The sequence below is a fragment of the Bradyrhizobium sp. Kon58 genome, assembly GCF_055807455.1.
In genome coordinates, this window is sequence record NZ_JBVVOT010000005.1 from 240,397 (window position 1) to 254,112 (window position 13,716).

15 protein-coding genes are annotated in these 13,716 nt (G+C 64.9%); 7 read left to right on the forward strand and 8 right to left on the reverse strand.

The annotated features are described in order from the left end of the window. Window positions 1-23: 23 nt before the first annotated feature. From AC0L20_RS12025 to AC0L20_RS12035, 3 genes are all read left to right on the forward strand, one after another. Window positions 24-248, forward strand: a complete 225-nt coding sequence (locus tag AC0L20_RS12025; protein WP_473288692.1) for a hypothetical protein — start codon at window positions 24-26, stop codon at window positions 246-248. Between the two features lie 94 nt (window positions 249-342). Beyond that, a complete protein-coding gene (locus tag AC0L20_RS12030; RefSeq protein WP_473288693.1) occupies window positions 343-858 on the forward strand; it encodes a septal ring lytic transglycosylase RlpA family protein in 516 nt (171 codons plus the stop codon). 113 nt (window positions 859-971) lie between these two features. Continuing rightward, window positions 972-1,127: a hypothetical protein gene (locus AC0L20_RS12035; RefSeq protein WP_014493103.1), complete on the forward strand. Its 156-nt coding sequence runs from the start codon at window positions 972-974 to the stop codon at window positions 1,125-1,127. 21 nt (window positions 1,128-1,148) lie between these two features. Here the strand turns inward: AC0L20_RS12035 and AC0L20_RS12040 are convergent, their stop codons facing one another. From AC0L20_RS12040 to AC0L20_RS12050, 3 genes are all read right to left on the reverse strand, one after another. Beyond that, window positions 1,149-1,454, reverse strand: a complete 306-nt coding sequence (locus AC0L20_RS12040; RefSeq protein ID WP_456769837.1) for a hypothetical protein — start codon at window positions 1,452-1,454, stop codon at window positions 1,149-1,151. An 89-nt stretch (window positions 1,455-1,543) separates the two neighbouring features. Next, window positions 1,544-1,816 carry a hypothetical protein gene (locus AC0L20_RS12045; protein ID WP_018457466.1) on the reverse strand — a complete coding sequence of 91 codons (273 nt, stop codon included), beginning with the start codon at window positions 1,814-1,816 and terminating at the stop codon, window positions 1,544-1,546. Window positions 1,817-1,954: 138 nt separating this feature from the next. Next, entirely contained in the window at window positions 1,955-2,920 is a 966-nt protein-coding gene (locus AC0L20_RS12050; RefSeq protein WP_473288694.1) for a LysR substrate-binding domain-containing protein, read from the reverse strand. Window positions 2,921-2,979: 59 nt separating this feature from the next. Here AC0L20_RS12050 and AC0L20_RS12055 point away from each other — a divergent pair, with 59 nt between their 5' ends. Beyond that, the gene (locus tag AC0L20_RS12055) at window positions 2,980-4,380 is read left to right on the forward strand and encodes an MFS transporter (protein ID WP_473288695.1); all 1,401 of its coding nucleotides are present in this window, start codon (window positions 2,980-2,982) and stop codon (window positions 4,378-4,380) included. A 113-nt stretch (window positions 4,381-4,493) separates the two neighbouring features. On the opposite strand, the gene AC0L20_RS12060 is transcribed toward AC0L20_RS12055, so the two are convergent. Beyond that, on the reverse strand, window positions 4,494-7,184 hold the full coding sequence (locus tag AC0L20_RS12060) for a flavin-containing monooxygenase (protein WP_473288696.1): 2,691 nt from the start codon (window positions 7,182-7,184) through the stop codon (window positions 4,494-4,496). Between the two features lie 228 nt (window positions 7,185-7,412). Between AC0L20_RS12060 and AC0L20_RS12065 the strand changes: the two genes are divergently transcribed. Both AC0L20_RS12065 and AC0L20_RS12070 read left to right on the forward strand, forming a co-directional pair. Continuing rightward, complete coding sequence (locus tag AC0L20_RS12065; protein WP_027519501.1) at window positions 7,413-7,622, forward strand: hypothetical protein; 210 nt, start codon at window positions 7,413-7,415, stop codon at window positions 7,620-7,622. An 80-nt stretch (window positions 7,623-7,702) separates the two neighbouring features. Then, window positions 7,703-9,163 carry a carboxylesterase/lipase family protein gene (locus AC0L20_RS12070; RefSeq protein ID WP_473288697.1) on the forward strand — a complete coding sequence of 487 codons (1,461 nt, stop codon included), beginning with the start codon at window positions 7,703-7,705 and terminating at the stop codon, window positions 9,161-9,163. Between the two features lie 17 nt (window positions 9,164-9,180). Here AC0L20_RS12070 and AC0L20_RS12075 read toward each other — a convergent pair whose 3' ends face one another. Next, window positions 9,181-9,360: a hypothetical protein gene (locus AC0L20_RS12075; protein WP_027519499.1), complete on the reverse strand. Its 180-nt coding sequence runs from the start codon at window positions 9,358-9,360 to the stop codon at window positions 9,181-9,183. A gap of 158 nt (window positions 9,361-9,518) precedes the next feature. Here AC0L20_RS12075 and AC0L20_RS12080 point away from each other — a divergent pair, with 158 nt between their 5' ends. Continuing rightward, window positions 9,519-10,316, forward strand: coding sequence for a DODA-type extradiol aromatic ring-opening family dioxygenase (locus AC0L20_RS12080; RefSeq protein ID WP_473288698.1), 798 nt, complete (start codon window positions 9,519-9,521; stop codon window positions 10,314-10,316). 157 nt (window positions 10,317-10,473) lie between these two features. Here AC0L20_RS12080 and AC0L20_RS12085 read toward each other — a convergent pair whose 3' ends face one another. From AC0L20_RS12085 to glgC, 3 genes are read right to left on the reverse strand one after another with little or no spacing between them, the layout of a single operon-like run. After that, window positions 10,474-10,734, reverse strand: a complete 261-nt coding sequence (locus AC0L20_RS12085) for a SemiSWEET transporter (RefSeq protein ID WP_007601071.1) — start codon at window positions 10,732-10,734, stop codon at window positions 10,474-10,476. A 36-nt stretch (window positions 10,735-10,770) separates the two neighbouring features. Further along, window positions 10,771-12,225 (reverse strand): glycogen synthase GlgA, encoded by a 1,455-nt coding sequence (gene glgA / locus AC0L20_RS12090; protein WP_473288699.1) that lies wholly within the window; start codon window positions 12,223-12,225, stop codon window positions 10,771-10,773. Beyond that, window positions 12,222-13,484 (reverse strand): glucose-1-phosphate adenylyltransferase, encoded by a 1,263-nt coding sequence (gene glgC / locus AC0L20_RS12095; RefSeq protein ID WP_007613273.1) that lies wholly within the window; start codon window positions 13,482-13,484, stop codon window positions 12,222-12,224. Before glgC ends, glgA begins: the two co-directional genes overlap by 4 nt. Window positions 13,485-13,716: the final 232 nt, after the last annotated feature.

The window sequence follows — 13,716 nt, forward strand, 5'->3', positions numbered from 1 at the left end:
GGCTTTGCAACCGGACCCTGTTCATGATGTGCACGCTGACACAACGGGAGCTCGACTTTCTCGCCAGCCTGAAAACCGGCTGGCCGTGGCTCTATCGGCGCGAGCTCGCGCGGCTCTCGAGGGCTGGCGCCGAACCTGGCGAGGTTTCCCCGGAGACGCGCCCGATGATCTGGCGCGTCGTATCAGGCCTCTCCGACGAGTCTGTCTCGATTCAGGACAAGCCAGTGTGGTGGAATCGCCACAGCTAAACCTGAAACGGCTGCGGCCTCAGGCGTGCTTTCGTTCCGACAAGGTTCTGCCCTCATTGCCCACCGAAACTCGGGGCCGTTCGGAGGGCGCATCATGTCTCGATTTGCACGTGCCGAAACTGCCCGGATTTCGCTGGCAACCCTGTGCCGGATCCTGCTCGCCATCATCGGCGCGGCGTCGCTTGCGGCGTGTGCGCAATCGCCGGTCGGCCGCCAGAAAGCCGATCTCGGCACCCACCGGCACGCCGCTGTCGAACGACCGCACAGGGTGGCGGCGCTGCATCCGCGTCCGATCAGCCGGGCGCGCGTTCCCGCCGGCGACGCAAAGCAAAGCGTCTCGCATGGCGTCGCCAGCTTCTATTCGGATACGGAGACGGCGAGCGGCGAGAGGTTCGACAAGAACGAATTGACCGCGGCCCATCCCAGCCTGCCGTTCGGCACCAAGCTGCGCGTCACCGATGTCTCGTCCGGCCGCTTCGTGACCGTCAGGATCAACGATCGCGGGCCGTATGTTCGCGGACGCGTGGTCGACATCTCGCCCTCCGCGGCGGAGGCGCTCGGCATGGTCGACAAGGGTGTCACCAATGTCCGGCTCGACGTGGTGCAATAATTTGCAGTGATATCGATCCGAAACGCTGTGCTTAACCGGCTGTTAGCCGCCTCCAGCCACCATGGATACCCAAACATTCGGGACTCCAGATTGAAGCTCTTGGGAGGTGGCGTTTGAATACGATCCAGTATCTCGAAGATCAGGCCGCACGCGCCGAGCGGCTGGCCAAACGGATCACGGATACGCTGACGATCGAAAAGCTCCTGACCTTCGCGGGCGAACGCCGCCGCGAGATCGAGGTCATCGCCGGCAAGTACCGGCGCGCCTGATACTCATCATCCCACGCGCGCTCAGCTGTGGCTCTCGACGAAGTCGCTGAGATAGTCGGGCAGCGTCACGCCATCGATGTCGCAGCGCGCCCGAATCTCGCCGGCGACGTCGGTCGAGATATCCTTCATCCAGTGCTCGAGCGTGTTGAACGAGATGACCTTGACGGGGTCGTTGAAGCAGCCGGCGACGAGCTCGCCGATCGTGGCGTCGAGATCGCTTCGCTCGACACGGACTTCAGTCGCCTTGTCGAGGCGGTCGATCACCACGAACAGGGTCTGGTCTGCGCCATAGGGCACGACCGGGGCTGGCACGCCGGCTTCAAGCATCTGAGGCACTCACGCCTTCGCTTCCGATCACCATCAACGGGAAAAACCGGAAGAAGGTTCCTTCGCTCAGCCGGTGCTTTCTGCGGGGATCAGAGAAATTCGCGCAGCCGCGCCAGCTCGGTGATGTGCTCGGGCGAGAGAATGTCGGTGACCAGCGGCGGTTGTGCGATCGTGCGAATCTCATAGAGATGCCTGGTCGCCGCCGGCTTCGCCATGAACGCCGAGATGCATTCGTCGAGCGTGCCCTCGATCACCTGGTAGGACGCTCGGTCCGACCGCCGCTGGTTCGCAAGCGATGGCCATTTATGCAGCACCGCCAGCACACCAAAATCGACCTTTGAATCCCCAACCACGTCCCCCATCGTCCCGCCTCACGCAAAAAGAACCCCGGCACACGATCGTGCGTACCGGGGCCCACACCCATTACTGCATCTCAATGCCACACGCCCCTTAACGCGGCGGCCGAGAAATGGTTCCCGGCTAATCGTCGCGGCGTTGGCTCAATCCTGGGGAATCCTGGGCATTTGCAGGATCCAGCGAACAAACGCCTGCACCCGGGAATCTTTGGCCATCGCCGGGGGCCAGCGCACGATTTGGGCTTTGCTCGCCGGCAAGTCCCACGATTGCGGAAGCACCCGTACCAGCCTCCCGTCCTTGAGCGCGTCCTGGACCAGTAGCGAGCGTGCGAGCACGATCCCGTTGCCGGCGAGGGCGGCGGCGACGGCAGTGGCTATCGTTGCAAAACGGATCTCGGCCGGCGGCGGGCGGCCGAGGCCCAATCGTTCGAACCACGTTGTCCATGACCATTCGACCCCACTGTCTTCGCCGGCCCGGCCCTTGTGCAGGAGCGGCAACGATTTGAGGCGGGTCACGTCGGTCAGGGGGCGTCGGCCAAGCAGCAGGCGCGGGTGGCAGACGGGGTACACATGCTCGCGAAACAGCAAACGCTGCGTGGACATGGGCCTGAAGCCCGCTGCTGGTTGCCACAGGACCGTGACGTCGAGATCGGCCGACCTCGCGTGTGCGTCGGCTTCACGTACCGCCAGCTCAACCGGTATGCCGGGATGCGCTTGCGCAAAATTGGGCAAGCGCCGCACGAGCCAATAGTCGGCAAGCGCTGCACCTACGCCGACCTTCAAGGCCTGAGGTGGCGCGGCGGCCCGACAAAGCGCACGAAAATCCGCCATTCTGTCGAACAAGCCGGCCAACTCGTTCGAGAGTGCAATACCGGCGGGCGTGGCGCTGAGGCCGCTCGGCTGGCGAATGAGGAGCGGCGTCCCGACGAAGTCCTCGAGTTTGCGCAGCCGATGACTGACCGCGCTCTGCGTAAGCCCGAGTTCCGCCGAGGCGCGGGTGACGCTCGCATGTCGCAGGGCGGCCTCGAACGCAATCAGGCCGTCAAAAGGAGGAAATGAGCGCATCGCATCATCATGAATGAATTTCATGGCGATGTGAACAACTTGCATTGGCGTGCAACCCGCGCCGGCGTGCATATCGGGAGAGACGCTTTCACGATTGGAAACCGATGACCCAGCCCGAACTCCCTACGCAGTCGCGGGGCTGTTGGCACAACCTGCTGCCGGCGACGGTGCTCGGCATGGCGGCCTTCTTGACGCAATTCGACGTGACAGCGGTTGTCGTCGCAATGCCGGCCATCGCGGCCGAGCTCGGTTTCGGCGTCGCCGCCTATGCCTGGGTCATGGATGCCTACAGTCTGGCTTTTACAGGGGGATTGCTGGCCGCCGGTGCGCTGGCGGACAGGTATGGACGACGACGTGCCTTGCTTGGCGGCAACATCGTGTTCCTGACCGGTTCGATCGCCTGCGGCTTCGCGGCGGGAGGCCCGGTGCTGTGGGCTGCGCGTGCAGTTCAAGGCCTTGGCGCAGCGTTCGTCATTACCGGAGGCATCGCGCTGCTCGCGAGCACCTATACCCGGCCTGACGAGCGCGCCCGTGCATTCGCGCTGATGGGCGTGATCTCGGGTACGGCGATGGCTCTTGGGCCGACGCTCGGAGGGCTCGTCTCGACGTGGGTTGGGTGGCGCTGGATTTTCCTGGCAAATATCCCACTTTGCCTGCTCGCCATTCTCGCTGTTCCACGGTTGGTCGCAGAATCGCGCGGCCCTGCCGGTCGTCCGCTTGATTGGAGCGGTATCGTTCTTCTCACGTTTGCTCTTGGCCTAGCGATCGAGAGCCTGTTGATGGGGCGTGCAGCACCGGTCCGGGTTGCGGTCGGTCTCGGGGCAAGTGTGTGTCTACTCGCCATCTTTGCGATGCAGCAGCGGCGCCGGCCCGCGCCGATGTTTGATCCGGCTGTATTTGGTCGACCGGTCATGATCGGAATTTCGTCGTTGCTGATTGCCGTCTCCATCGGATACTGGGCCGTCCTCGTCTACCTGCCGCCGTTCCTGGATGCAGCGTTTGGCTGGACAGGCTCATCGGTCGGATTCGCATTGCTCTTTGCGACGCTGCCGATGCTTCTGCTGCCGCCCTATGGAGCCCGTTTGGCGAAACGCTGGGGCTGGCGCCGGCTGTTCGCGACCGCGATGCTGGTGCTGCTGGCGGGCGATCTCACGTTGATGCTGATCGCGAGTGGCTGGCTCCCGAACACTGGAGTTATTCTCGCCGCGACGGCGACCGGGATGCTGTTGATCGGGGTTGGCGCAGCGCTGGCGCACCCGCAACTATCGGGTGCTGTCGTCGCGTTGGTGTCTCCGGACCAAACCGGCATGGCCTCGGCAGTGACTGTGGTCATGCGCCAAGGCGGCTTTGCATTGGGCATCGCGGCGCTCGGTGCGCCGCTGCCCTACGAAGCCGCGGCTGTCAGCTATGTGTGGCCCTGGCTTATTGCCGCTCTTGCATCCGCAGGCGGCCTCATTGCGGCCTCGTCGTTGTTGCCGGATCACCAGCCCCAGCTGCTCAGCTGACAACGCAGGCCGGCTCAGCGTCGTCGGGCCTGGTCCAAAGGAAACGCGCGTACCGGGACGATATCAATTGTCGTCGCGGCCGGGAGCATGGCTCCCGGCCGGCTTGCCGCTGCTCAACTCGCGGCGGCCGCGATCTTATGCCCCGGGCTGGTATGAACCTGGCTGCGATCGTCGCCGCGACCAACTTCGGGCGGAAGCCCGGCGAAGCGTCGCAAGGCCTCGGCCATCTGCACCCGGCCCGGCGCGCCGGTGATGATCACGTCCACCATCGTGAAGGACGAATGGAAATGGCCGCGCGCCTTGAGTTGCTCGACCGGGACACCGGCGGCCGCCATTGCCTCGGCATAGGCGATGCCTTCGTCACGCAGCGGATCGAATTCGCAGGTGACGACGAAGGCCGGCGGCAGGCCTGCGACCTTGCCGCGGAGCGGCGAGGCGCGCGGATCGGTGCGGTCGGCCGGCGAGCAATAGAGGTCCCAGAACCAGTACATCAACGAGCGGGTCAGGAAATAGCCGGTCGCATTGTCGTTGTAGGAGGGGCGGTCGAAAGTGCAGTCGGTGACCGGGCAGATCAGGAGCTGGCCCGCGATATCAGGCCCGCCGCGATCGCGGGCAAGCTGACAGGTGACGGCGGCGATGTTGCCGCCGGCGCTCCAGCCCGCGACCAGCACCGGGCCCGGCCTGCCGCCGAGCTCGGCGGCGTGCTCCGCGATCCAGCGCGTCGCCGCGTAGCCGTCTTCGGCCGCGGCCGGGAAACGATGCTCGGGCGCATGACGATAGCCGACGCTGACGAGCATCATGCCGGTCCGCCGCACCATGTCGCGGCAGAACGGATCGTCCGACTGCTCGTCGCCGAGCACCCAGCCGCCGCCGTGGAAATAGACCACGACTGGATGCGGCCCTGATGTTGCCGGCTTGTAGACCCGATAAGGCAAGGGACCGTCGGCGCCGGGCAGCGTGCCGTCGACGATCTCGCCGATCGGCCGTCCAGCGGGACGGCCCTTGTTGAACTCATTGACGAAGGCGCAGGCGCCTTGCGCGCCCATCGACTCGATCGGCGGCAGGTTGAGCGACGCCAGCAGGTTCAGCACCAGCCGCACATCCGGCTGCAGCCGCACCACCTCGCCGTCATTGCATTGCGCGGCGACATTGGGACCCGTCAGCTTGAAGCCGAGCATGCCGCGGCTGACCACCTCGTCGCAGATGCTGCGATAGGGACCGACGCCGCCGGTATAGGGCATCAGGCCCTGCACCTTGCCGGGAACGTTGGCGCCCGTGTACCAGGTGTTGGCGAGCCGGTGCAGCGTCACCATCGAGCAGTCGGCCATGTGCCTGTTCCAGCCGGCCTGCGCCGTCTCGGTCGGCTCGATCGTGGTGAAGCCGGCGTCGCGCAATGCTGCGAGACGATCGACGACCCAGTCGACATGCTGCTCGATCGACACCGCCATGTTCGACAGCACCGACGGGCTGCCGGGTCCCGTGATCATGAAGAAGTTCGGAAAGCCTTCGACGGTGAGCCCGAGATAGGTCTGCGGCCCCTGCGCCCAGACGTCGGTGAGCGACTTGCCGCCGCGTCCGGTGATCGGATGCACGGCGCGGATCGCGCCGGTCATGGCGTCGAATCCGGTCGCGAACACGATCACATCGACATCAACGCTGCGCCTTGCCGTCGTGATGCCGCTTGCGGTGATCGCCTTGATCGGCTCCTGGCGCAGATTGACCAGCGTGACGTTCGGCCGGTTGTAGGTCGCATAGTAGTTGGTATCGAGGCAGGGCCGCTTGGCGCCGAACGGATGATCGTCCGGCATCAGCGCCGCGGCGGTCTCGGGGTCTTTGACGGCGGCGCGGATCTTCTCGCGGATCAGGTCCTGGACGATCTTGTTGCCGTCGATATCGACCGCCTGGTCGGCCCAGAGCTGGGTCAGGATGTGGACGAGGTCGCCGGCCGCCCAGGCGCGTTCGAACCGCTCACGACGCTCGGCATCGCTTAATTGCCAGCTCACGACCGTCTGCTGCGGATAGGGCACGCCGGCCATCGACTGGCGCGCCTGCTCGCGATAGGCCGCGCGATCGCCTTGCAGCAGGCTCATGCGATCGGAAGGCGCTGGGCCGTTATGCGCCGGCAGCGCGAAATTCGGCGTACGCTGGAACACGGTCAGATGTGCGGCCTGCTCGGCGATCAGCGGGATCGACTGAATGGCCGACGATCCCGTGCCGATCACCGCGACGCGCTTGCCGGCGAGATCGACGCCGTCATGCGGCCAGCGTCCGGTGAAATAGACCTCGCCCTTGAAGTCCTTGACGCCGTCGATCTCCGGCGGCTTCGGCGCCGAGAGGCAGCCGGTGGCCATGATGTAATGGCGGCAGGAGACCGCCGCGCCATTGTCGGTGGTGAGCTGCCAGCGTTCGGTGGCCTCGTCCCATTTCGCTTCCGTGACCTTGGTCTTGAAGCGGATGTCACGCCTGAGATCGTAGCGGTCGGCGACGAAGCCGAGATAGCGCAGGATCTCGGGCTGGGCCGCGTATTTCTCCGACCAGGTCCAGGCGGTCTCGAGGTCCGGATCGAAGGTGTAGCTGTAGTCGATGGTCTGGATATCGCAGCGCGCGCCGGGATATCGGTTCCAGTACCAGGTGCCGCCGACGTCGCCGGCTTCTTCGAGGCCGACCGCCGTGAGGCCGGCCTTGCGCAGCCGATGCAGAAGATAGAGGCCGGCAAAGCCGGCACCGACCACGGCAACATCGACCTGCTGGCTGGTTCCGCGCCCCGTGTCAGAGGCACGCGCAGCAACCATTGCATCAGGCATGGCATTTCCTCCCGTGTGTTTTGTTTTGCCGGCAGGCTATCGCTGCAGGTTCGGCTTGTCATCAGAACAAGTGCAATCTTCGGTGGCCGTTTGCGGCGTCATCGTGGCTGCGCGAACGTTGCTTCAATGCACGCATCGCGATGCACAATGGCCGTGATTACCCGGGCTAATCATGTACGATCCGTCTGTGTATGCTTGCGGCTACAAGCCACGCGTTCTCAGGGCGTCATGACAGAGTTGAGTGAGCGGACCAAAGCGAACATGGACGTCGTCCTGGAGGAGACGTGCCGCCAACTGCCGCACGGCGGTGATCACGACAGCCGCAGGTTCATCGCCGAGCGGCTGATCGAGGCGGCGCGGTCCGGTCACACCACGCTCGGTGAGCTCGGCATCATCGCACGCCACGCACTGGCGGAGCTTGCCGCCAAGCGGAGCTAGGCGCAGCCGCGGCGCTTGCCTCGCAGCGGGCCACGGACATAACCTGCTCAAATCCTTCCGCGCATCGAGATGCTCCGAAGATGCGGTCCGTGTTCGCGCTTTTTGCGACGTCTCTGGTCCTCTGGTGCGCCGGCTCGGCCGCGGCCCAGCCGGTCGGCCAGTTTCCATTTGCGCTGACGCGCGAAGGGCAGATGCTCGGCGCCGTCGAAGGCGAAGTAGCCTCGTTCAAGGGGCTGGCCTATGCGGCCGCGCCTATCGGGCCGCTGCGCTGGCGTCCGCCGCAGGCCGCGCCCGAGAGTTCGGAGATGCGCACCGCCTATGCGTATGGCGCGCCGTGTCTTCAGCCGTCGCTGCCGGGATCGAGCGAGGATTGCCTGACGCTGAACGTGTTCCGTCCGTTCGGGGTCGACGGCCCGCTGCCGGTGATGCTGTTCATCCACGACGGTGCTTTCGTCAGCGGCACCGCGAACGATCCGCTGTTCGACGGTGCGAGGCTCGCGCAAGCCGGCCTCATCGTGGTGACGGTGAATTTTCGCCTCGGCGCGCTCGGCTGGCTCAGCGATCCCGCGCTGTCGGAAGGCGGCTCCGGCAATTACGGCCTGATGGACCAGATCGCGGCGCTGCATTGGGTGCACGACAACATCGCGGCCTTCGGCGGCGATCCCACCAACGTTACCTTGTTCGGCAGTGGCGCAGGCGCGACCTCGATCGCGCTGCTGATGCTGTCTGACCAATCGCGCGATCTGTTCCAGAAAGCCATTCTGCAATCGATCCCCGGCAGTGCGCGCCTGCGTTCGGCACAAGAGGCCGAGATTGTGGGCCGGCAATTCGTGGCGGCGCTGGGGCGACAGGCCGATTTGCGCGCAGCCGAGCCGCGACGCCTGCTTGCCGCTGAAAAACGTCTGCTCGAAAAATCGCCGAGGAGCTTCGCGCCGACGATCGATGGGAGTCTGGTGCGCGAGGAGGTCGCCGCAGGCTTCGCGGCCCGACATGAGAGCCGCATTCCCGTGATCATCGGCTCGAACGACGACGAGACGGGTTTCGACGGCGAGCTGGATATCCGGGAAGAGCTGGCGTCGTCAGGCACCACCGGCGATGAGCTGCGCGAACTCTATCCCGATCTCGCCAGACCCTCCGGCCGCGCGGCCAGATTCTACACCGACAAGGTCTTCTCCGAGCCGGTGAGACTGCTGGCGCGCCTGCATGCCGCCAGCGGTGCGCCGACCTTTCGCTATCGCTTTGCCTATGTGCCGGAGGCACGGCGCGCAAACCCCGAGGGCGGTCACGGGCGGGAATTGCAGTTCATCTTCGGCGTGGAAGGCATGCCCGGTGCAGGCATCTTGTCACGAGGCGATCGCGAGGTCGCAAACCGCATGCGCGCCTACTGGATCAATTTTGCCAAGAACGGCGATCCCAACGGTGCGGACCTGCCGCGTTGGGATGCGGCCGCAGGCAGCGATCGCCTGCTGCTGATCACGAACGATGGCATCGCGAGCGGAGACGACCCCTGGTCGGAGCACCTGGACCGGTTCGGGCGTTAGGGCAGGTTGAGTTGGACTTAAGCCGCGAGCTCGACGCGCGGCGCCGGGCTCAGCCGGTCTTCCTCCAGATAATCCATCGCACCGTCTTTCTCGACGGCGTAGAACTGCTGGCCTTCCTTCGACCTGTAGGCGGCGCGCACGACGCCGCGGCGGCCCTTGTCACTGTTGACGACGTCCCCCAACGCAAACTTCTTCATTTCACGTCCCTGGCTGCTGGCCGACTCCTTCGGCTACGCCGGGGATTCTGGGCGGAAAATCGTTAACGTCTTGCTAACCATACGGGTTTGCCTATGCTCGCGGCCGATCGCGCGGGCAGCTCGCACGCGCATGTTGCCAATGAAACGAGCCTGAGCCTATGGTGCGATTTCCGACCTTGTTCCTGTCGCATGGCGGCGGTCCCTGGCCGTTCATGGAAGACAGGCGGGTGCAATATGCGAAGACCGCCGAGGCGTTCGGCCGGCTGCCGCAGCTCTTGCCGGCGAAGCCCAAGGCCGTGCTCGTCATATCAGGACACTGGGAGGCTGACGCCTTCACCGTGTCGACCTCGGCGCATCCGCCGATGGTGTACGACTATCACGGTTTCCCCGAGCACACCTATCACCTCAAATATCCGGCTCCGGGGCGGCCCGAGCTCGCCGCGGAGGTGAAGGCGCTGCTCATTCGCGCGGGCGTCGACTGCCGGGAGGATTCCAACCAGGGCTTCGATCACGGCACCTTCGTGCCGCTCGGGCTGATGTATCCGAACGCCGACATGCCGATCGTGCTGCTGTCGCTGAGATCGAGCTATGACGCGGCCGAGCACATCAGGGTCGGCCAGGCGATCACCTCGCTGCGGGACGAAGGCATTCTGATCGTCGGCAGCGGGCTCACCTATCACAACATGCGCGGGTTCGGCCGCGCGGAATCGAAGCCGGTCTCGTATGATTTCGAGGCCTATCTGAACGAGGCGATCAGCGAAAAGGACGCGGCGCGCCGCAACGCGATGCTGGTTGACTGGGAGAACGCACCGAGCGCGCGCCTGGCCCATCCGCGCGAGGATCATCTGCTGCCGCTGATGGTGGCCGCCGGCGCCGCCGGCAGCGACCCGGGCAAGCGCGTCTTCGTCGACGAAGTCGCGAATGTCGCGATGGCCTCGTATGTGTTCGGGGGGTGATCTTCCTTCTCCCCTTGTGGGAGAAGGTGGCGCGAAGCGCCGGATGAGGGGTTCTTTCTGCGAGTCCAACTGTCGTATGAATTCGCGGAGACAACCCCTCACCCGTCTCGCCGCTTTGCGGCGAGCCACCCTCTCCCACAAGGGGAGAGGGTGATCATCACCCGTATTTCAGCTTCATGAACAGGATGCCGCCGGCGAGCACGATGGTGATGGCGTTTGCGGCGACGAGCGGCGCATCGCCCGACAGCAGGCCGTAGACGAGCCAGAGCGCCAAGCCCAGCACCATGACCAGAAACATGCCGAGCGAAATATCGCCGGTCGAGCGGGTCTTCCACACTTTGATGGCTTGCGGGGCGTAAGCCACGGTGGTGCAGGTCGCGGCGGCAAAGCCGATCAGCTTGATCAAGAACGGGTCCATGGCGGCTCTATAGCATTGATTCGACGATGTCGGGCCTCAGGTGCGCGCGGTCATGAGGCTGCGATAGAGCGCGGCATAGTCACCGGCGCGGTTGCGCCAGGACACGTCGGTCGCAAGGCCGCTCAGTTGCAGCCGTCGCCAGGTCAGCTTGTCGTGAAAGGCGATGTTGGCCTTGCGCAGCGTGCCGGCGAGGGCATCCGCGGTGACGGGGCCGAACTTGAAGCCGGTGGCATCGTGGCCCGATTTGTCGGCCTCGCCGATATCGACGATGGTATCCTCGAGGCCGCCGACCCGCGAGACGATGGGCACGGCGCCGTAGCGCAGCGCGCAGAGCTGGGTCAGGCCGCACGGCTCGAAGCGTGATGGCACGATGAGCGCGTCCGAGCCGGCCTGGATCAGATGCGCCATGATCTCGTCATAGCCGATCACGACCCCGATCCGGCCGGGGTTCGCGCGCGCAACGGCCTGATAGCGATCCTGCAGATCGCGGTCGCCGCTGCCGAGCAGCGCGAGCTGCATGCCTTCGCGCAAAATGGTCGGAATGGCTTCGAGCAGGAGATCGAGCCCCTTCTGCCAGGACAGGCGGCTGATGACGCCGAGCAGTGGCGCTTCGTCCGAGGAATCCAGATTGAACTGTTGCTGCAGCACCGCCTTGTTCGCGGCCCGGAACGTGAGGTCCTCCGCGCCGAAGCGGTAGGCGATGTGCGGATCGGTTTGCGGATTCCAAACGGAGACATCGATGCCGTTGAGGATTCCGCTCAGCACGTTCGCGCGGGCGCGAAGCAGGCCGCCGAACCCCATGCCGCCCTCGTCGGTCTGGATCTCCTGCGCATAGGTCGGCGAGACCGTGGTGATGCGATCGGCGAATTGCAGGCCCGCCTTCAAAAAACTGATGCCGCCGAAATATTCGAGGTCGTTGACGCCATAGGCGCGCCACGGCAGGCCAATCGACCCAATCAGCTCGGGCGCGAACTTGCCCTGATAGGCCATGTTGTGGATGGTCATCACGGTGGCGGGCCGCGGCCGGTTGTCGTAGTGCAGATAGGCTGGCGCGAGCCCGGCCTGCCAGTCGTGGGCATGCACCACATCGGGCACGAAGGCGGGCACGAGGCCGTGGCCGATATCGGCCGCGATGCGCGAGAGCGCGGCGAACCGCACGCCATTATCCGCCCAGTCGACGCCTTCGGCCGTCACATAGGGGTTGCCGGGCCGTGCGTAGAGATGCGGCACGTCGAGCACGAACAGATCGAGGCCGTCATGCGAGGCGGCGAGCAGACGTCCGGGTCCGCCGAAATAATCCGGCCAGCGCCGGATTTCGTCGGCTCCTCCCAGCACCCGCATCACGTCGGGATAGCCCGGCATCAAGGTGCGCATCTCGACGCCATGCGCCTTCAGCGCGATCGGCAGCGCGCCCGCGACATCGGCGAGGCCGCCGGTCTTGACGATGGGATAGACTTCAGAGGCGACCGCGAGGACGCGAACAGGCGTCATGTATTGAGCCTGTCGAGCATCGGCTGGGTGATGAGCGAAATGCCCTGCTCGGTGGTGCGGAAGCGTCTTGCGTCCAACTCGGGATCTTCGCCGACGACGAGCCCTTCCGGGATCTCGACGCCGCGATCGATCACGACGTTCTTCAGGCGCGCGCCGCGGCCGACATTGACGTAGGGCATGATCACGGCGTTCTCGACATTGGCGTAGGAGTTGACGCGCACGCCGGTGAACAGCAGCGAGCGCCGCAGCGAGGCGCCGGAAATGATGCAGCCGCCCGAGACCAGCGAGCTCACGGCCTGGCCGCGCCGGCTCTCCTCGTCATGGACGAATTTTGCCGGAGGCGTGATCTCCGAATAGGACCAGATCGGCCAGGCGCTGTCGAACAAATCGAGCTCGGGGACCACGTCGGTGAGGTCGATATTAGCGGCCCAATAGGCGTCGACCGTGCCGACATCGCGCCAATAGGCGCGGGGGTCGCTGCCGGAGCGAACGCAGGAGGTCGAGTACTGGTGCGCCATGGCGCGGCCGTTCTTGACGAGGTAGGGGATGATGTCCTTGCCGAAATCGTGGTTGGAGTTCGGATCCTCGGCGTCGCGCTTGAGCTCCTCGAACAGGAATTTCGCGTCGAACACGTAGATGCCCATGCTGGCGAGCGAGACATCCGGCTTGCCGGGCATCGGCGGCGGATCTTTCGGCTTTTCCAGGAACTCTTTGATCCAGCCGTTCTCGTCGATATGCATGATGCCGAAGCCGGAAGATTCCTGCCGCGGCATCTCCAGGCAGCCGACGGTGACGTCGGCGCCGCTGTCGACATGCTGGCGCAGCATCACCTCGTAGTCCATTTTATAGATATGGTCGCCGGCGAGAACCACGATGAAGCGGCAGGCGTGGGATTCGATGATGTCGATGTTCTGGTAGACCGCATCGGCCGTGCCGACATACCACATGTTTTCGGAGACGCGCTGGCTCGCCGGGAGGATGTCGAAGCTCTCGTTGCGCTCGGGACGGAAGAAGTTCCAGCCCATCTGAAGGTGCCGGATCAGGCTGTGCGCCTTGTATTGGGTCGCGACCGCGATGCGACGGATGCCCGAGTTCACCGCGTTCGACAGCGCGAAATCGATGATGCGGGATTTTCCGCCGAAATAGACCGCAGGCTTGGCGCGCCGGTCGGTCAGCTCCAGGAGCCGGCTGCCGCGTCCGCCGGCCAGGACGAACGCCAGGGCCTGACGGGCAAGCGGCTCGGGTCTCGCGGCACTCATGTCATTCTCCCACAACTCTGGCGCTCGCGAGAAGCCTCCCGGCCGCGCTCATTTGGAACCGATAGTAACGGCACGAATAGTAAATCGGGAAGGTGGTTGTTGGTTGCGAATGCGCCGGAAGCTTAATGCTTTGCCGCGGTGATCGTGCCCCCGGCACCGTCCTGCCGGTGTCACACGCGGCGAGGTTGTCGAGCCCGTCGGGTGCCGGTTGATCAGAATGGAGGCATGTGTC